This window comes from Ornithinicoccus hortensis, from assembly GCF_006716185.1.
GTDB lineage: Bacteria > Actinomycetota > Actinomycetes > Actinomycetales > Dermatophilaceae > Ornithinicoccus > Ornithinicoccus hortensis.
The window spans coordinates 2312055-2330459 of record NZ_VFOP01000001.1 but is presented as its reverse complement, the minus strand read 5'-3'; the positions used below and the strand labels follow the sequence as shown (position 1 = coordinate 2330459).

General features: G+C 71.8%; 16 protein-coding genes and 1 riboswitch. All 16 genes read right to left on the bottom strand.

What is annotated here, in order from left to right:
* Positions 1-104 precede the first annotated feature (104 nt).
* The 16 genes from FB467_RS10815 to pyrF all read right to left on the bottom strand — a co-directional run bounded on the left by FB467_RS10815 (position 105) and on the right by pyrF (position 18405).
* The gene (locus tag FB467_RS10815) at positions 105-587 is read right to left on the bottom strand and encodes a PH domain-containing protein (RefSeq protein ID WP_141785101.1); all 483 of its coding nucleotides are present in this window, start codon (positions 585-587) and stop codon (positions 105-107) included.
* 9 nt (positions 588-596) lie between these two features.
* Positions 597-1343, bottom strand: coding sequence for a nicotinamide riboside transporter PnuC (pnuC, locus tag FB467_RS10810; RefSeq protein ID WP_141786611.1), 747 nt, complete (start codon positions 1341-1343; stop codon positions 597-599).
* A gap of 77 nt (positions 1344-1420) precedes the next feature.
* Positions 1421-1551: riboswitch (FMN riboswitch) on the bottom strand.
* 39 nt (positions 1552-1590) lie between these two features.
* Positions 1591-2247 (bottom strand): ribulose-phosphate 3-epimerase, encoded by a 657-nt coding sequence (rpe, locus tag FB467_RS10805; RefSeq protein ID WP_141786610.1) that lies wholly within the window; start codon positions 2245-2247, stop codon positions 1591-1593.
* A 64-nt stretch (positions 2248-2311) separates the two neighbouring features.
* The gene (locus FB467_RS10800; protein WP_141785100.1) at positions 2312-3838 is read right to left on the bottom strand and encodes an RsmB/NOP family class I SAM-dependent RNA methyltransferase; all 1527 of its coding nucleotides are present in this window, start codon (positions 3836-3838) and stop codon (positions 2312-2314) included.
* Positions 3831-4772 carry a methionyl-tRNA formyltransferase gene (gene fmt, locus FB467_RS10795; protein WP_141785099.1) on the bottom strand — a complete coding sequence of 314 codons (942 nt, stop codon included), beginning with the start codon at positions 4770-4772 and terminating at the stop codon, positions 3831-3833. Before fmt ends, FB467_RS10800 begins: the two co-directional genes overlap by 8 nt.
* Before the next feature lie 10 nt (positions 4773-4782).
* Positions 4783-6546, bottom strand: coding sequence for an ABC transporter ATP-binding protein (locus FB467_RS10790; protein ID WP_141785098.1), 1764 nt, complete (start codon positions 6544-6546; stop codon positions 4783-4785).
* Positions 6546-7640, bottom strand: a complete 1095-nt coding sequence (locus FB467_RS10785) for an ABC transporter permease (protein ID WP_228393441.1) — start codon at positions 7638-7640, stop codon at positions 6546-6548. The genes FB467_RS10790 and FB467_RS10785 overlap by 1 nt, the downstream gene beginning before the upstream one ends.
* A 48-nt stretch (positions 7641-7688) precedes the next feature.
* Positions 7689-9212, bottom strand: a complete 1524-nt coding sequence (locus FB467_RS10780; protein ID WP_141785097.1) for an ABC transporter permease — start codon at positions 9210-9212, stop codon at positions 7689-7691.
* 210 nt (positions 9213-9422) lie between these two features.
* Complete coding sequence (locus tag FB467_RS10775; protein ID WP_170230673.1) at positions 9423-11282, bottom strand: ABC transporter family substrate-binding protein; 1860 nt, start codon at positions 11280-11282, stop codon at positions 9423-9425.
* Positions 11283-11474: 192 nt separating this feature from the next.
* Positions 11475-13562, bottom strand: coding sequence for a primosomal protein N' family DNA-binding protein (locus tag FB467_RS10770; RefSeq protein WP_141785096.1), 2088 nt, complete (start codon positions 13560-13562; stop codon positions 11475-11477).
* 79 nt (positions 13563-13641) lie between these two features.
* Positions 13642-14856, bottom strand: a complete 1215-nt coding sequence (gene metK, locus FB467_RS10765; protein WP_141785095.1) for a methionine adenosyltransferase — start codon at positions 14854-14856, stop codon at positions 13642-13644.
* A gap of 45 nt (positions 14857-14901) precedes the next feature.
* Positions 14902-16143, bottom strand: coding sequence for a bifunctional phosphopantothenoylcysteine decarboxylase/phosphopantothenate--cysteine ligase CoaBC (coaBC, locus tag FB467_RS10760; RefSeq protein ID WP_141785094.1), 1242 nt, complete (start codon positions 16141-16143; stop codon positions 14902-14904).
* 68 nt (positions 16144-16211) lie between these two features.
* Entirely contained in the window at positions 16212-16478 is a 267-nt protein-coding gene (gene rpoZ / locus FB467_RS10755; protein ID WP_141785093.1) for a DNA-directed RNA polymerase subunit omega, read from the bottom strand.
* Positions 16475-17116: a guanylate kinase gene (gene gmk, locus FB467_RS10750; protein WP_425325835.1), complete on the bottom strand. Its 642-nt coding sequence runs from the start codon at positions 17114-17116 to the stop codon at positions 16475-16477. Before gmk ends, rpoZ begins: the two co-directional genes overlap by 4 nt.
* Positions 17117-17124: 8 nt before the next feature.
* Entirely contained in the window at positions 17125-17442 is a 318-nt protein-coding gene (mihF, locus tag FB467_RS10745; RefSeq protein WP_141785091.1) for an integration host factor, actinobacterial type, read from the bottom strand.
* Between the two features lie 117 nt (positions 17443-17559).
* On the bottom strand, positions 17560-18405 hold the full coding sequence (gene pyrF, locus FB467_RS10740) for an orotidine-5'-phosphate decarboxylase (RefSeq protein ID WP_141785090.1): 846 nt from the start codon (positions 18403-18405) through the stop codon (positions 17560-17562).

Genomic DNA, 18405 nt, shown 5'->3' with positions numbered 1-18405 from the left:
CACGCCGGCGCTCGCCCCGCCACTGGTAGCACGTTCGGGGCACTGGTGGCATGGTCGAGCGTGCTACCAGTACCCCGAACCGTTTACCAGTGGGTGGCGGCGGGTCAGCCCGGCGAACCGCCCGTGTGGTGCGCGACGAGGGCGCTCAGGCGGCGCGCCTCCGCCCGGCCCACCTCACCGTCCGCCCGCTGGATGGCCATTACCGCCACCTCCTCGGTGTCGGTGAGCTCCAGCACCACCCAGGGCATGCCGCCGGAGAAGCCGACCGAGGCGATCTGGGCCCACTCCAGGTCGTGCGTCTGGACCAGGTTGACCACCCGCAGCCCCTCGCGCGAGGGGATCGCCCGGAGCGCCGCATACCGGTACAGCCCGGCCGCCACCGCCAGGGCGAAGAGGACCAGCAGCACCCGGTCCCAGAAACCCCAGCCGAAGGTGCCCTCGGAGGGGATCACCACGGCCAGGTACCCGAAGGCCGCGACGAAAGCCACCGCGCAGGCCAGCGCGACGATCCGGCCGCGGCGGGGACGGAACGGGGCGTAGGGGTCGCGCCGCCCGCCACTGGGGCGGGCGGAGGGGGCAGGGGTCACCGGTCCAGGCTACGGCGTGCGGTCCTCGCCCGCGGAGCCGGCGGTGCCCGCCGGCGCGGGTTCGGCCAGGTTGGGTCCGCCGCCGGAGGGGGCCTCCACGATCGCGGCCCGTCGCCAGATGAGGAACCCGACGGTGACGAACACCGAGTACCCGGCATACCAGAGGGCGGAGGGGTAGTAGCCGCTGTGCCACAGCAGCGGCACCCCGACCACGTCGACCGCGATCCAACACAGCCAGAAGTCGGTCCAGCCGCGGGCCATGGCATAGGTGGCGATGATCGACCCGACGAAGATCCAGGCGTCGGTCCAGTAGTACCAGCGGGGGGCGGGCCAGCCGGCGCCGACCTGGGCGAAGACCCACTGCAGCACCAGGACGCCCCCGACCCAGGCCCCCAGGTAGGCCAGGCGCTCCCCCGCGGTGGCCCACCGGGGCGTGATCGCCGGGCCCCCGGCCCCCCGGGTCCTCCGGGACCGGCTCCACTGCCACCAGCCGTAGACGCTGGTGATGATGAAGAAGACCTGTCGGGCGGCCTGGCCGAACAGGGAGTGCTCCTGCGGGTTGTGGAACCAGACCCCCATGAAGACGGTGAACAGCAACGCGTTGCCGATGATGCCCACCGGCCAGGCCCACACCCGCCGCCGCATCCCGGCGAACGCCGAGGCCAGGCCGAACAGGTTGCCGACCACCTCGCGCCAGGCGATGTCGTGCCCGGCGATGGTGAGCTGGGCGTAGAAGATGTCGTTCCAGAAGTCCACCGCGGTCCTCGGTCCGGTCGGGACGGGGCCGGTGGCCCCGTCGTGCCTGGGCACCGGGGCGTCGGGCAACCCTCGCGACGCGTGCTGCCTCCCATCCGGACTTTCACCGTCGGTCCTGGAATTTCACCAGGTCAACCGGCCGCTGGCAGCGGCCGGGTCGCGGACTGTCACCGCCGGCTCGGAATTACACCGACCCCGGAGCACGTTTTGCTGCGGTCATTCTGCCACAGCGCTACCGGCCCGCCGGTCAGTGCTGGTGGGCGAGGGCGAGTTGCCGCAACCGGTCGACCGCGGCCCCGGCGTCCTCGGCCCCGTAGACCGCCGAACCGGCGACGAAGACGTCGGCCCCGGCCTCCACGCAGGTGCCGATCGTGTCGGCCGACACCCCACCGTCCACCTGGATCCAGATCTCACCGCCGTGTCGCCGCACGGCCTCGCGCACCGCGCTGACCTTGGGCATCTGGTCGGTCATGAACGCCTGGCCGCCGAACCCCGGCTCGACCGTCATCACCAGCACCATGTCCACCTCGGCCAGCAGGTCGGCATACGGCTCGAACGCGGTGCCCGGCTTGACCGCGAACGCGGCCCGGGCACCGGCTGCCCGAATCGCCCGCGCCGTCGCCACCGGGTCGGCCACCGCCTCGATATGGAAGGTGACCGACTGCGCCCCGGCCTCGGCGTACTGCGGGGCCCACCGGTCGGGGTCCTCGATCATCAGGTGGGCGTCCAACGGGACCGGGCTGACCCTGCTCAGCGCCTCGACGACCGGCAGCCCGAGGGTCAGGTTCGGCACGAAGTGTCCGTCCATCACGTCGACGTGCGCCCAGTCGGCGGCGGAGATCCGGTGCAGCTCGGCCTCGAGGTTGGCGAAGTCCGCGGACAGGATGCTGGGACTGATCTGCAGGCTCACAGGGCGCACTCTAGCGAGAGCCGGCACGGATCCCGCCGCGGGCAGGGTGCCCCCGGGCTCAGTGTTTGCGCAGCAGCGCCAGGAACATGCTGTCCGTGTCGTGCACGTGGGACCACAACTGGGCCCACGGGCCCGGCCCGGTGCCCGGGAGCGGCTCCCCCGCCCGGTCGAGCAGGAGCGGGCGCACGTCCTCCAGGGTGACGTCGGTGCGCTTCTTGAGCACGTCGTTGACCACGAAGTGGGTCTCGGCCAGGTGCGGCGAACAGGTGGCGTAGACCACCACCCCACCCGGGCGGGTCGCCGCGAGGGCGGACCTGAGCAGGTCGCGTTGCGGCGGCCCGAGGGCGGTGAGGTCCTGGGGGGTGCGGCGCCACCTCGCCTCGGGGCGACGGCGCAGCGCCCCCAGCCCGGTGCACGGTGCGTCCACCAGCACCCGGTCGTACCGGTCCGGCTCCGCGGCCCCGACCTCGCGGCCGTCCTCCACGGTCACCTCCGCCCGTCCCCCGTTCGCCAGCACGGCACCCAGGGTGTTGCGGACCAGCTCCGCCCGGTGCGCAGTCACCTCGTTCGCCCGCAGCGCGGCACCCCGCTGGGCGGCCACCGCCGCGAGGAGGCCCGCCTTGCCGCCGGGCCCCGCGCACAGGTCGAGCCACTGCTCGTCCGGTCCGTCCAGCGGCGCTCCGGCCAGGGCCAGCGCCACGAGTTGGGAGCCGGCGTCCTGGACCGCCGCCCGCCCGTCCCGCACGGGGGCCAGCCCGCCCGGGTCGCCACCGGGCAGGGTCCATGCGGTGGGCACGAGCGTGGCCGGCGTCGCGCCGGCGTCCCCCAGCTCGTCCTCGGCGCCCAGGCCGGGTCGGGCGACCAGGGTCAGCGGACCCGGGGTGTTGTGGGCGTGCAGCAGCGCGGCCAGGGTTTGCGTGGCCGTGCCAGGGGTCGCAGCGGCGTTGCCCACCAGCGCCGCCCGCAGGGCCCGCGCGATCCAGCCGGGATGGGACTCCCGCAGCGCGAGGCGGTCCACCTCGTCGGTCAGCGGGGCGGTCACCCGCTCGGTCCAGGTGTCCGGGTCGGCCTCACTGACCCGTCGCAGCACCGCGTTGACGAAGCCGCCCGCCCCGGCCCCCACGTGCTGGCGGGCCAGGGCGACGGTGGCGCTCACCGCCGCATGGTCCGGGACCCGCATTGCCAGCAACTGGTGGCACCCCAGGCGCAACACGTCGAGCACGGGCGGGTCGATCTGGTCGACCGGACGGTTGCCCGCGGCCCCGATGACCGCGTCGTAGAGCCTCTGCATCCGCACCGTGCCGTAGCACAGCTCGGTCGCGAAGGCGGCGTCCCTGCCGGACACCCCGGCCCGGCGTAGCTGCCGGGGCAGCTCCAGGTTGGCGTAGGCGCCCTCGGACACGGCGGTGAGGGTCTGGAAGGCCACGTCGCGGGCCGGATCGGCGGTCCTGGCCCGCTCCGCGGGGCGCTGGGCGGACCGTTGTCGGGGACCGCGGCGCCGCGGTCCTCCCCCACCGCCGCGCTCCGGGCGGCCCCGCTCCGGTCGACCGCGCTCGGATCGACCGCGCTCGGGTCGGTCAGCCACCGAGCACCTCTTCCGGGCCGGGACGTGCGCCGCGGGCCCAGTCCAGCGCCGCCATGACCCGCTTGCCGGGTGCCTGCACGTCGCCGAGCTCGACCGCGCCGGCGCCGGTGCCGACCCGCACCGACCGCTTGTCGACCCGGACCTGCCCCGGGAGCAGCGGCGCCGCGTCGTCCGCGTCCACCGCGAGGGGACGCACCGGGTGCACCTTGAGCCGTTCGCCGCGGAAGGTGGTCCAGGCCCCGGGCGCGGGGGTGCACCCGCGCACCAGGCGGTCCACAGCATACGCGGGCCGGTGCCAGTCGAGCCGGCCGTCGGCCACCTCCAGCTTGGGGGCCAGGCTGATGCCGTCCGCGGGTTGCGGCCGACCGGTCAGCTGGCCGGTCGCCAGCCCGTCGAGCGTGGCGACCAGCAGGCCCGCCCCGGCCTCGGAGAGCCGGTCAAGCAGGTCCTGTGCCGTGTCGGTCGGGCGGATCGTCTCGGTCAGCGTGCCGAAGACCGGCCCGGTGTCCAGTCCCTCCTCGATGAGGAAGGTGCTGGCCCCGGTGACCTCGTCCCCGGCGATGATCGCGTGTTGCACCGGCGCCGCTCCCCGCCACGCGGGGAGCAGGGAGAAGTGCAGGTTGATCCAGCCGTGCGCGGGCAGGTCCAGCAGCGCCGGCGGGATCAGCGCCCCGTAGGCGACGACCGGGCAGGCCCCCGGTGCCCACTCGGCCAATGTCTCCCGCAGCTCGGGGTCCCGGGCCGAGGCCGGCGTGAGCACCGGGATCCCGGCCTCCTCCGCCGCTACCCGCACCGGGGAGGGGTGCAGGGTCCGCCCGCGGCCGGACCGGGCGTCCGGCCGGGTGATCACCCCCAGCACCTCGTGGGTCGAGGCCAGGAGTGCCGCAAGGCTCGGGACGGCCGCCTCGGGGGTGCCCGCGAAGACGACCCTCATCGGGCTCCCGTCACTCGTTCAGTTCCCCGTCGCCGGTGAACTGGTCGTGGAAGGTCTCGCCCTCGACCTTGAGCTCGGCGATCTCGTCACCCAGGTCGCGGAGCAGGTCGTGCCGTTCCTGCCGGCGCTGCCGCTGCTGGATGGGGTCCGGGATCGGCGCCGCAGCGATGAGCCGCTGGGTGTACTCCTGGGTCGGGTTCGACATCACCTGCTCGCGCGGACCGGCCTCGACGACCTTGCCGCTCTGGAGCACGACCACCTGGTGGGCCAGCAGGTCGATGACCGCCAGGTCGTGGCTCACGAAGAGGCAGGCGAACTGGTAGCGCTGCTGCAGGTCGCTGAAGATGTTGAGCACCTTGGCCTGCACGGACACGTCCAGGGCCGAGGTCGGCTCGTCCGCTACCAGCAGCTCGGGGTCCAGGGTCAGCGCGCGGGCGATCGAGATCCGCTGGCGCTGGCCACCGGACACCTCGTGCGGGTAGCGGTTGTAGACCGCGCGGGGCAGCTCGACCGCGTCCAGCAGCTCGTAGACCTTGTTCTCGCGCTCCTTCTTGGTGCCGACCTTGTGCACCACCATCGGCTCGGTGATGCACTCACCGATCGGGAGCCGGGGGTTCAGCGACGCTGCGGGGTCCTGGAAGATGACGCCGATCCGCTTGCGCAGCTCCTTGAGCTGGGCGCGGTTCATCCCGCGGATGTCGCTGCCGAGCAGTTCGAAGCTGCCCCCGACGGCGGGGATCAGGCCGAGCGCGCAGCGACCGATCGTCGACTTGCCCGAACCCGACTCGCCCACCAGCCCGACGATCTCGCCCTTGCGGACCTGGAAGCTGACGTCGTCGACCGCCCGGAACGGCGGCTTGCCGAGCCGCTGGTACTCGATGACCAGGTTGCGCAGGTCGATGGCGAGCTCGTCGTCGGAGCTCTCGTCCCGCTCCTTGATGCTGATCCCCATCTGGTCCCGGCCGCCACCGAGGCGGGGCACCGAGTTCAGCAACATCTTGGTGTAGTCGTGCTGCGGCCGGAGCAGCACCTCGTCGACCGTGCCCTGCTCGACCAGCTCGCCCTTGAACATCACCGCGACCCGGTCGGCCATGTCGGCCACGACCCCCATGTTGTGGGTGATCAGCAGGATGCCGGTGTTCAGCTTCTCCTTCAGCGAGCGGAGCAGGTCCAGGATGTCGGCCTGGACGGTCACGTCGAGGGCCGTGGTCGGCTCGTCGGCGATGATCACCTTGGGGTCGCAGCTGATCGCGATGGCGATCACCACGCGCTGGCGCTGGCCACCGGAGAGCTCGTGCGGGTACTGCTTGACCCGCCGCTCCGGCTCGGGGATGCCGACCATCCCGAGCAGCTCGATCGCGCGGTCCAATGCGGCCCGGCCGGAGGCGATGCCGTGCAGCTCCAGCGACTCGGTGAGCTGTGTCCCGATCGTCAGCACCGGGTTGAGCGCGGTCATCGGCTCCTGGAAGACCATGCCGATGTCGTTGCCGCGCAGCCGGCGCATCCGGGACTCGCTCAGCGTGGTGACGTTGTTGCCGTTCACCATGACGGTGCCGGCGATCCGGGCGTTGCGCGGGAGCAGCCGCATCGCGGTCATCGAGGTGACCGACTTGCCGGACCCGGACTCGCCGACGAGGGCGACGACCTCACCGGGCTTGACGTCCAGGGAGATGCCCTTGACGGCGTGGACGGTGCCGAACTCGGTGCCGAACCGGACGTCGACGTCCTGGAAGTCCAGGACCGGTTCGGTCTGCGGGGTGGTGGTTGCGGTCATCAGTCAGCACTCCTGCTCTGGCGCGGGTCGAAGGCGTCACGGAGGCCGTCGCCCAGGAAGTTCACGGACAGGGCGATCGCCAGGATGGTCAGGCCGGGCCACCAGAACAGCCACGGGCGGGACCCGAAGGAGTTCTGGTAGGTGGAGATCAACAGGCCCAGCGAGGTGTCCGGCGCCTGGACGCCGTACCCCAGGAAGCTCAGCGCGCTCTCCAACAGGATGACCGAGGCGATGGTCAGCGTGGCGCTGACGATGATCGTGCCCATCGTGTTGGGCAGGATGTGCTTGAAGATGATCCGGCCCGAGTTGGTGCCGATCGCCTCGGCCGCGGTGACGAACTCGCGTTCGCGCAGCGAGAGGACCTCGCCGCGCACCAGCCGGGCGAGCCCGGTCCAGGAGATCAGCGCCAGCATGATCGTCAGGGGCCAGATGCCACCACCGGACATCTGCCCGAGCACGGCGGCCAGCACCAGCATCGGGATCACGATGAACAGGTCCGTCAGCCGCATCAGGACCGACTCGATCCAACCGCGGAAGTAGCCGGCCAGGGCGCCGATCAGGGTGCCGATGGCGGTCGTCACGATCCCGACGGTGAAGGCGATGAACAGCGAGATCTGGGTGCCCCGCATGGTCAGGGCGAAGTAGTCCTTGCCGGTGTCCTCCTGGCCGAACGGGTACTCCCCGAAGCTCGGCGGGAAGAAGCTCAGCGTCGAGCGGCCCCCGTCGACCACGGTGGCCGAGGCGGTGTACTCCTTGTCCCACCAGCCCGGCAGCGGCCCGTAGCCGATCGAGGTGAACGCCATGAAGGTGACGAACAGGAGCAGGGCCAAGGAGCCCATCGCGGCCTTGTGCCGGAAGAAGCGCCGGCGGATCAACTGTCCCTGGGAGTAGGACTTCTGGGAGAGGTCGATCTCCTTCTCGACCGACAGCTCCTGCACGGTGCCGGAGCCGGCCCGGCGCTGGAGCGAGCCCGGGTCCTGTTGTCCCAGGATGGGCGAGAGTTCCTCTTCCTCGCTCCCGGGGAGGTGGGGCCTGTCCATGTCCGGGAAGTTGGCGCCCTCGGGTTGGTCGGGGCGGTCGTTGTCGTCACTCATGGTGTCCTCCGTGGCAGATCAGGGTCGTGGGCGTGGCGGGCACCGCGGTCACGTCCTGATCCGTGGGTCGAGGAAGGCATAGGCGATATCGGCGACGAGGTTCATCAGCACCGCCGCGGTGCCGGTCACCAGGTAGAAGGCCATGACCGGCATGGGGTCGACCCGGTCGAGGCCCTGCTGGAACAGGGCCCCCATCCCCTGCCAGCCGAAGACCGACTCGGTGACCACCGCACCGCTGATCAGTCCGGCGAAGTCGAAGGCGACGATCGTGGTGATCGGGATGAGCGCGTTGCGCAGCGCGTGCTTGCTCATCACCACGCGCTCGGACAGGCCCTTGGACCGGGCGGTCCGCACGTAGTCCTGCTGGATCGTCTCCAGCATCGAGGCCCGGGTGTACCGGCTGTAGCTGGCCAGGGAGATCACCGTCAGCACGATGGTCGGCAGGATGAGCTGCACGCCCCAGTCCCAGATCCCGGTCCAGAACGCCCCCTCGAAGTTCGGGGTCCCGGAGCCGATGGTGCCGATGACCGGCCGGTTGCCCTTAGCCTCCAGGAAGGCGGCGAAGTTGCGCAGCAGCTGGTCCAGGGCGGTCATCAGGGCGAACGCCACGGCGGTGCCGATGGAGACCCAGATGGCCACGGCCTTGTCCCAGCCGCCCCAGAACCAGCCGATCGGGATGGCGACGGCCACGGCGATCCCCAGCATGATCAGCAGGCGGGTGTAGCTGGCGTCGGTGATCCACCCCTGGAAGGCGAAGTAGCCGATGATGCCGACCACGATCGTTGTCGCGGCGGCATAGATCACCTTCTTGTTGCGCAGGCCGGTGGTCAGCATCACCAGCAGGAGCGCGGCCGCAACCGAGACGAGGACGACGATGCCCAGGCCCAGGGCCGGCTTGCGCCACCACCCGACGGAGTCGAAGTAGGTGATCGCCCCGAAGATGAAGAGCCCGGTAATACCGAAGGTCATCAGCCTGCGTTTACCGTCGCCGCCGAGGACCGAGGCGACGGTGATCCCGGCGAGTAACCCAATGACTATCGCTGTGGTGAGTGAGACCGATGGATCCTTGATCCAGTTGTTGAACTTGATCGCACCGAACTGCTTGAGCAGCACCGCGAACCAGAACACCGGCAGGGAGAAGAACAGGAACGCCATGAAGGTCACGGCGTAGTCGAAGCCGGAGTACTGCCGGATCGCGGCCAGGATGCCCAGGGTGACCCCGATGGCGATCGCCAGGACCGTGGCCAGGGTGACCAGGCGCAGGGTGCTCGAGGCGGCGTCCCCGAGGGCCGCGGTCATGTTGACGCCGGTCGAGCTCCGACCGAGGTCGCAGCTCAGCGTGAAGCACTTGCCGACGCCGACCAGCCACACCCAGTACCGCTGGTACCAGGGCTGGTCCAGACCCATCAACCGGGTCCGCTGCTCCATCTGTGTTGCGCGGTTCTCGTCCCGACTCTCCCGCAGGTCCTTCAGCGGGTCCCCGGAGTTGATCGTCAGGATGAACAGGAAGACGGATCCCAGTAACAGGATCAGCGCAGAGATCCCCACTCTGCGGAGAATGAATCGCAGCACAGATACATCCCTTTCAGGAGTCGGCGCACCCTCGGGCTCGGTCGGTGAACCCTAACGCAGAGAACACGCGCTGTCATCGTGGAAGCTTCGGCAGGTCTTAGAACCACCTGTGGGGCGGGGAAGAAGTGCTTCCCCGCCCCACAGGGTGGTCGATCAGGTGACACGCATCATGGTGTCGCACAGACCGGTCACACGGGACCGGCTAGCACGTCACTGCGCGCGCACCCACTGCTCGGCGTTCCAGACGATCTGGGTCTGGGTCGAGTTGAAGATGATGTTATCGATGGTGGCGTCGTGGGCCACGACACCCGGGTGGGCGAACAGCGGGATGCCGTACAGGTTTTCCCACAGCGCCTTCTCGATGATCTTCACCTGCTCTAGGTGGACCGCCGGGTCCACCGTGCTGGCCAGCTCGTCCCAGGCGGCGTCGACCTCTTCGTTGGAGAAGCCACCGAAGTTCTGCTCACCGTCGGTCTCGTAGATGGCCTGACCGGAGGCGATCTGGCCGGAGCCGGCCCACGCGAAGAGCGCGATCTCCCAGTCGCCGTTCTCCAGGGTGGTCCCGAAGAAGTCGGCGTTGCCCACGTCCTCGACCTCGAACAGCTCGGGGTCGTTGCAGCTGGAGGCGATCAGGCTGACCTCGTTGGTGCGCCGCTGGTTGGGGGCGGAGTAGCCGATCCGGATCGGGACCGGGGTCTCCAGGCCGGACTCGGCCAGCTTGGCCTTCGCGCCCTCGAGGTCCACCTCGTCGAAGCGACCGTCGTAGGCCGCGTCCACGACCTCCTGGTAGTCGTCCTGGAAGGGGAACTTCTCGCGGGCGTTCATCACGACCGCCTCGGGGTTGATCGGCGTGATCAGGTTGTCCACGATCTGCTGCCGCGGCACGCACATCGCGAACGCCTCACGGGCCGCCAAGCCGCCGTTGCCGTCGGCGAACGGGCTGTCCTCGGCGAAGTTGAAGTCTAGGTGCTCCCAGGTGAGCGTGTCGCCCTGGAGCAGCGTGAACTGGTCGCCGAGCTCCTCGATCTGGGTGATCGTGTCGACGGTGGCCTGCGGCTCGATGACGTTGAGGTCACCGTTGGCCAGCGCCGTGACGTGGGTCTCCGCGGCCGCGAACCGGAAGGTGAGGTTCGCGGTCGCTGCCGGGGTGCCCCACCAGTTCTCGTTCGGCACGAGGGTGATGTACTCACCGGTGCTCCAGGTGGCGCCGTTCAGCGAGTACGGGCCCGAGGAGGGCACGATCGCGGGGTCCGGCAGCTGCTTGTCCGGGGACAGCCAGCCCTCGTTGAAGAAGTCGGCCGTCGAGCCGACCGCCTCGGCGTCACGGTCGGTGATCGCCTGGGTCAGCTCCTCCAGGGTCATCCCGGACTGCTCGGCCACGATGTGGGCCGGGAAGGTCCCACCGATCAGGATCTCCCAGTCGGGGTACGGGGACTCGTACTCCACGGTGAAGGTCTTGCCGCCGGGCTCGCCCTGCGGACCCTCCGGCACGTACTCACCGAAGCTGCTGCTGACGTTGTTGAACACCGGGTCGGCGTCCTCGCCGAAGATCGCCGGCGCGTTGTTCGACGCCCAGTCGTACAGGTAGTCGTCGTAGGTGATCGGCGTGCCGTCTTCCCAGACCGCCTCGTCGGAGATGGTGTACTCCACGATCAGCGGGTCCTCGGAGGTGACCTCGTAGGAGCCGAAGTCCGTGTCCGGGATGATCGAGCCGTCGCTGCCGAAGTACTGGAAGCCAGTGTTCAGCCGGGCGTTGATCACCGCGTTGTAGGTGGAGTTGGTGTCGATGAGGTTGCCGTTGTAACCCGACCACTCGACCTCACCGGCCGAGTAGAAGATGTTGTCGTCGGCGGTCGTCACGTCACCCAGGTCGGGCTTGGCGCCTCCGGCGGCCTCCCCACCCTCCGAACCGCCCGTAGCGGTCGAGTCGTCACCGTCGGTGCCACCACCCGCGTCGCCGGAGTCGGCCGACGTCGTGTCGTCCCCGTCGTCGCCCGAGTCGGACGTGCAACCGGATAGCACCAGGGCTCCCGCGGCCACGATGGCCATCGTCGTGCGCCTGATCTTCAATGTTCCTCCTGGATGAATGGACACATCCGTCAGGCAGGTGACGGCCTCCTCCGGCCGGCACCCGGCAGCCTGCGAACGCGCCGAGGGGTATGCGAGAGCCAAGTTATGCACTGGTTCGGGCCATTGCCACCGAAGTCACCGCTTGGTGACCCGATCGTTACCGAGTTGAGACGAAGCCCGCGCCCGGGGGCTTCAGTCGCCCAGACCGGCGGGGTCCAGCCGGATCCGCAGGTCTCCCAACGCCCTCCGGGCGCTCCGGGCGGCCCGGAGCGCCCGCAGGGCCGCGACCAGCGGTTCTCCGTCGCCGTCGGACCTCAGCACGACCTGGACACCGGCGGCCACGGTCAGCGGACCGAGCACCGAGACCCCGGGGACCTCGCCCAGCAAGGCCACCGCCTCCTCCACCACCGCGGCCTCGCCGGTGACCGTCGCCGTCCGGCGGGTCGGCGGCAGCGACAGCTCGAGCCGCTCGGCGTGCTCCGCGGCCGCGAACCATGCCGGTGCCCACCGGACCAGCGCCTCGACCGGCCGCAGCCCGGCGTGGGCCGGCACCCCGGCGAGGACGACGCGGCCCCCGTCGGCCGCGGGACGGGTGAGCGCCGCGGCGGCCGTCCACCGGCGGTAGGCCTCCACCGAGCTGTCGAGTCCGGCGCGGTCCAGCAGCGCCCAGCCGTCGAGCAGCAGTGCCGCGGCGTAGCCACCGCGCGCGACCGGCTCGGCCCCGGGGGTGGCCACCACCACGGCCGGCGTGTCGGCCACCGGGTCCAGGACCTCGCCGCCCCGGGAGGTGCGGACCGGGACCCCGGAGAAGGCGCGGCCGATCTCCTCCGCGGTGCGGGCCTCGCCCACCACGCTGGACCGCCGACCGCGCTCGCCGCAGTGCCGGCAGGGACGCCCGCGGTCGGGGGTGCCGCACCAGGAGCAGGCGGCCGGTGCCGAGGGGTCGGCCAGCCGGACTGGCCCCTCGCACGAGGAGCAGCGGACCGGTGCGCGGCAGTGCTGGCAGGACAGGCCCACCAGGTAGCCCCGGCGGGGCACCTGGACCAGCACGGGTCCGTGGGCGAGAGCGTCCTTGACGGTCCGCCAGGCGAGGCTGGGGATCCGGGCCCGCGCGGCCGCGGGGTCGACCCGCTCCTGGTGGCCCTCGCCCGCGACCGTGACGCGCGGCGCGTCCCGCCGCACGACGTCCGGTGCCGGGTCGACCGGGTGGATCCACCCCTGGCCCAGCCAGTGCTGGACCTCCGGGGTGCGCGTGTAGCCGCCGACCACCAGGCCTGCCCCGGCCAGCACCGCCCGCCGCCGGAGCACCTCGCGCACGTGCGGGTAGGGGCTGCGCGGCTCCTGCAAGAGGTCGTCACCATCGTCCCACCAGGCCACCAGCCCCAACCGGTCCACCGGGGCGAACGCCGCCGACCGGGTGCCGATGACGACATCAGCATGCCCGCGCAGCGCCTTGAGCCAGGCGGTGTAGCGCTGCTCCGGCCCGAGGTCCGCGGTGAGGCGCACGAAGGAGTCCGGACCGAGCTCGGCCTCCAGCGCCTCGGCCAGCCGGTCGACGTCCCGGTGGTCCGGCAGCACGACCACGCTCCCCCGCCCGCTGGCCCGGGTCGCGGCGACGGCCTGGGCAAGCGCCACCGGCCACCCCTCGGACGCCCCGGCGTCCGGACGGGCCGCCCACGCCGCCGCGGGCGCCCCACCGGCGGCGAGCCGCCGCAGCAGGGCCGCCCCCGCCGGGTAGGACTCCCAGGCCGAGGTCGCCAACTTCTCGCCCCCGGTTGCCGGGGCGGACGGTCCGGGCGCGGACGGGTCGGGGTCTGCCGGGTCCGCCGCGGGCGGCACCGCCGCCTCTGCCCGCGCGTGCCGCGGCGGCACGGCGAGTCGGACGACGTCGGACATCGTGCCGGCGTAGTGGTCGGCCAGCTCGCGGCACAGCCGGGCGAGGTGCGGGGTAAGCACCGGCTCGGGGCTCACCACCCGGCGCAGCGGCGCCAGCGTCCCCACGTGCTCGGCCTCGTCCTTGCGGGCGGTGAGGAACCCGTCCAGGTCCTTGCCGGCGAACCGGACCCGCACCCGCGCCCCCGGCACCGCCTGCTCGGCGAGCTCCTCCGGGACCTCGTACTCGAACGGCCGGTCCAGGTGGGCCAGCGGGGTGTCGACCAGGACCTCCGCGACGGGCCGGCTCGCCGCAGGGGTGTAGGAGCGCCCGGCGCCCCGCCGTGCACGCCGCGGCGCCGGCTCCGGCACGAGGGCGAGCTGCTCGCCCTCCGGTCGCTGCGTCATACGGACTGTCTACCGCACCGGGCCGACACGCCGGAGGCGCTGTCCACCGGGTGCCCGGGTCGACCGGGACGAGGCCTGCTCAGATGGCCGACTGGAGGGATTCGACGCGGTCCAGCGCCTCCCAGGTGAACGGGCGCTCCACCCCCGCCGCGGTCGTCCGCCCGAAGTGGCCGTAGGCGGCCGTCGGCCGGTAGATCGGCCGGAGCAGGTCCAACTCCTCGATGATGGCCGCCGGGCGCAGGTCGAAGACCTTGTCGATCGCGTCCTGGATCCGCTCGACCGGGTGGTTCTCGGTGCCGAAGGTCTCCACGTACAGACCCACCGGCTGGGCGGCGCCGATCGCGTAGGCGACCTGGATCTCGCAGCGGTCCGCCAGGCCGGCCGCGACTACGTTCTTGGCCACCCACCGCATCGCGTAGGCGGCCGAGCGGTCCACCTTGGACGGGTCCTTGCCGGAGAAGGCGCCACCGCCGTGCCGGGCCATGCCGCCGTAGGTGTCCACGATGATCTTGCGCCCGGTGAGCCCGGCGTCCCCCATCGGGCCGCCCGTGACGAACTTGCCGGTCGGGTTGACCAGCACCCGGTGGTCCCCGGTCCGGATGGTGACCCCGTCGGCCAGGGCACGCTCCAGGACCGGGTCGATCACGTGGGCGATGATGTCGGGCTCCAGCTGGTCGGCCAGCGAGATGTCCGCCCGGTGCTGGGTGGACAGCACGACGGTGTCCAGCCGCACGGCCGTGTCGCCGTCGTAGGCGATCGTCACCTGCGTCTTGCCGTCCGGGCTCAGGTAGTCCAGCTCCCCGGTCTTGCGGACCTCGCTGAGCCGCTCCGCCAGCCGGTGCGCCAGGAAGATCGGCAGCGGCATCAGCTCGGGGGTGTCGTTGCAGGCGTAGCCGAACATCAGCCCCTGGTCGCCGGCCCCGAGGAGGTCGCGGACGTCCTGCGTGGCCCCGCTGCGGTGCTCGTATGCCGTGTCCACCCCCGCGGCGATGTCGAGCGACTGCTCCCCGATGGACACCTCGACCCCGCAGGTGGTCCCGTCGAACCCCTTGGCCGAGCTGTCGTAGCCGATGGCGAGGATGGTGTCGCGCACGATCCGGGGGATCTCGACGTACCCGGTGGTCCGGACCTCCCCCGCCACGTGCACCAGGCCGGTCGTCACCATCGTCTCCACTGCCACCCGGGACCCGGGGTCCAGGGCCAGCAACTCGTCCAGGATGCCGTCACTGATCTGGTCGCAGATCTTGTCGGGGTGTCCCTCGGTGACGGACTCGGAGGTGAACAGACGGGTCACGGATGGCTCCTTAGGCTGCAGCGGCTGCTGACGTGCAGCGTGAGTCTACGGGCGGGGCGTGGGCGGTGTGGCCAGCAGGTTGACGACTTCGTCCCAGAGCGCCGCGGCGACGACCTCCTTGTCGGCGGGGCCGACGGTGCGGGCCTCCTCCCGGTCGGGGCGCAGCAGGTGGACGGTGTTCTCGTCCTGGCCGAAGGCGAGCGAGCGACCGACCTCGTTGGCGACCAACAGGTCGCACCCCTTCCGGGCCAGCTTGGCCCGCGCCAGGGACAGCACGTCACCGGTGGCGTCCCCGGTCTCGGCGGCGAAGCCCACGATCACCGGCCGGTCCCCCTCGCCCCGGTCCCGAACCAGGCCGGCCAGGATGTCGGGGTTGCGGACCAGTTCCACGACGGGGGCCTGCTCGGCACCGGGCTCGTGGGACTTCTTGATCTTGGCGTCCTGGTAGACCGCCGGCCGGAAGTCGGCGACGGCCGCGGCCATGACCACGACGTCTGCCCCGGCCGCGGCCTCGGTCATCGCCTGCTGGAGCTCCAGGGCGGTCTCCACCGGGGTGACCTGCACGCCGTCGGGGGCGGGGAGGTCGGCGTTGGCCGAGACCAGGCGCACGACGGCGCCGCGGGCCGCGGCGACCCGCGCCACGGCATACCCCTGCTTGCCCGAGGACCGGTTGCCCAGGAAGCGGACCGGGTCCAGCGGCTCGCGGGTGCCCCCCGCCGACACCACGACGCTGCGCCCGGCCAGGTCCTGGGGCGCGCCGGTGGACTCGAGCACCCGCAGGCACTCGGCGAAGATCTGGCCCGGCTCGGGCAGTCGGCCCGGCCCGGTGTCGGTCCCGGTCAGCCGCCCGGAGGCGGGCTCCATCACGTGGACGCCACGCTCCCGCAGGGTCGCCACGTTGGCGGTGGTCGCCGGGTGCAGCCACATCTCGGTGTGCATCGCCGGGGCCAGCACGACCGGGCAGCGGGCCGTGAGCAGCGTGTTGCTGAGCAGGTCGTCGGCCAGCCCGTGCGCGGCGCGGGCGAGCAGGTCGGCGGTCGCGGGGGCGACCACGACCAGGTCGGCCTCCTGGCCGAGCCGGACGTGCGGCACCTCGTGGACGTTCTGGAAGACCTCGGTGGCCACCGGGCGGCCGGACAGCGCGGCCCAGGTGGCCTCACCGACGAAGTGGAGCGCGGCCCGGGTGGGGACCACGGTGACCTCGTGCCCGGCCTCGGTGAAGTCCCGTACCAGGCTGCAGGCCTTGTAGGCCGCGATCCCCCCGGTCACTCCCAGCACGACCCGCATGCGGCCCTCTCCTGGTCTCGGGTGTCAGTTGTCGAGCGGTGGTCCCTCGCGCGGTGCGCCGAGGGCGCTCAGGCGGGGTCGACGTCGGACAGGTGCAGCTTGCCCTGGTCGACCTCGTGCAGCGCGATCGACAGCGCCTTGTCGGTCACGTCGGACTCCACCAGCGGACCGACGTACTCCAGCAGGCCCTCGGACAGTTGGGAGTAGTAGGCGTTGATCTGCCGGGCTCGCTTGGCCGCGTAGATCACGAGGGCGTACTTGGAGTCCGCGCGCTCCAGCAGGCTGTCGATGGGCGGGTTGGTGATGCCGTCGGGGTTGGCGATGGTGCCGATCACGTCGTGTGTTTCCTCACGGGTTGTCCGGTCGTTCGGGGGTCAACCATCAATGATACGAGTTCGGAGGCCGCTCTGGCGACCTGGTCGTTCACGATGGTCGTGTCGAACTCGGAGACGGCGGCCAGCTCGGTGCGTGCCGTGGCCAGCCGGCGCGTCCGTTCCTCCTCGGTCTCGGTGCCCCGACCAACCAGCCGGTCCACCAGTTCCTCCCACGAGGGCGGCGCCAGGAAGACGAACAGTGCCTCCGGCATCTGCTCGCGCACCTGGCGGGCCCCCTGCAGGTCGATCTCCAGCAGGGCGGGTCGCCCCTGCGCGAGGGCCTGCTCGACCGGGGCGCGCGGGGTGGCGTACTTGGCGCGGCCGTGGACCACGGCCCACTCCAGGAACTCCCCCGCCTCGCGGAGCCGTTCGAACTCGGCGTCGTCCACGAAGTGGTAGTGCACCCCGTCGACCTCCCCCGGCCGTGGTGCGCGCGTCGTCATCGAGACCGACAGCCACACCTCCGGGTGGTGCGCCCGCACGTGCGCCGCCACGGTCCCCTTGCCGACGGCCGTCGGCCCGGCCAGCACGACGAGACGCCGGGTCGGAGTCCCCTCCCCGGCGTCCGTCCCGGTCCCCGGTGAGGGATCGGTCACCACGGGGGCGGTCAGGCCTGGCTGAAGCGCTCGAGCAGCTTCTGCGCCTGGTTGGCCCCGAGCCCCCGCACCCGCCGGCTCTCGGAGATGCCGACCTCCTCCATGATCTGCTTGGCCCGCACCCGACCGACCCCGGGCATCGACTCGAGCAGGGCCGACACCTTCATCTTGCCGATGACGTCGTTGTCCTTGCCCTCGGCGATCACGTCGGCGAGGGAGCCCTGAGCGTTCTTCAGCCGGTTCTTGACTGCTGCCCGCTCACGGCGCGCCGCCGCCGCCTTGGCGAGCGCGTCCGCGCGCTGCTCGGGTGTCAGCTGGGGAAGAGCCACGTCAAACTCCTTGGTCGCTACGTCTGGTCTGGTCAGTGCTCCGGCCCACGGACCGGATCGCTAGCAGCGAACTTATCCACTCGGCCGACAGGGTGCCAACCCGGGCGGCGAAGTCGGTCACTCCCCCAGCGCCGCGGAGAGCTCCTCGGCGAGCCGGTCCGCCGCGTCCCGCAGCCCCTCCACGGTCGGTCCGGAGACGAGCAGCCCGCGGCTCACCGGGGCCAGGACCCTGCTGCGCGCGTCCCCGAAACCCGCCCGCAGGTCCGCCGGCCGGGCGCCCTGCGCCCCGATGCCGGGCGCCAGCAGGATCCCGTTGACGGCGGCCAGGTCGAGCCCCAGCCGGGCCGCCTGCGGACCCACCGTGGCACCGACCACCAGGCCGACGTGCCCGGCCGGCGCGGCCCCCGCGTTGTCCTCGGTGGCCGCGCGGACCACCCGGGCCGCCACGGACGGGTCACCCTGGTGCTGCACCTCGGCACCCTCCGGGTTGGAGGTCAGCGCGAGCACGAAGACGCCCCGACCGGTGTCGGCCGCCAGGTCGATGGCGGGGCGCAGGGAGCCATAGCCGAGGTAGGGGCTGACGGTGACCGCGTCGGCGGCCATCGGTGCCCCGTCGGCGAGGTAGGCCTCCGCATACGCGCCCATGGTGGACCCGATGTCACCGCGCTTGGCGTCCAGCAGCGACAGCGTGCCGCTCCCGCGCAGCCGGACCAGGGCGTCCTCGAGGACCTGGACCCCGGCGGCCCCGTGCCGCTCGAAGAAGGCCGACTGCGGTTTGACCGCGGCGACCCGGCCGGCGACAGCCTTCAGCACCGTGTCGGTGAAGCGGCGCACCCCCTCGGCGGTGTCCGGCAGGCCCCACTGCTCCAGCAGGGCGGCGTGCGGGTCCAGCCCCACGCACAACGGGCCGTGCCGCTCCATCGCGGCCGTCAGCCGGGCGCCGAACGCCTGTCCCTGGGTCAT

Excerpts from the sequence above, each read along its gene's own strand:
- fmt (WP_141785099.1), bottom strand. The coding sequence starts at position 4,772 with ATGAGGGTCGTCTTCGCGGGCACCCCCGAGGCGGCCGTCCCGAGCCTT.
- FB467_RS10770 (WP_141785096.1), bottom strand. The coding sequence starts at position 13,562 with ATGACGCAGCGACCGGAGGGCGAGCAGCTCGCCCTCGTGCCGGAGCCG.
- FB467_RS10790 (WP_141785098.1), bottom strand. The coding sequence starts at position 6,546 with ATGACCGCAACCACCACCCCGCAGACCGAACCGGTCCTGGACTTCCAG.
- FB467_RS10785 (WP_228393441.1), bottom strand. The coding sequence starts at position 7,640 with ATGAGTGACGACAACGACCGCCCCGACCAACCCGAGGGCGCCAACTTC.
- coaBC (WP_141785094.1), bottom strand. The coding sequence starts at position 16,143 with ATGCGGGTCGTGCTGGGAGTGACCGGGGGGATCGCGGCCTACAAGGCC.
- pyrF (WP_141785090.1), bottom strand. The coding sequence starts at position 18,405 with ATGACCCAGGGACAGGCGTTCGGCGCCCGGCTGACGGCCGCGATGGAG.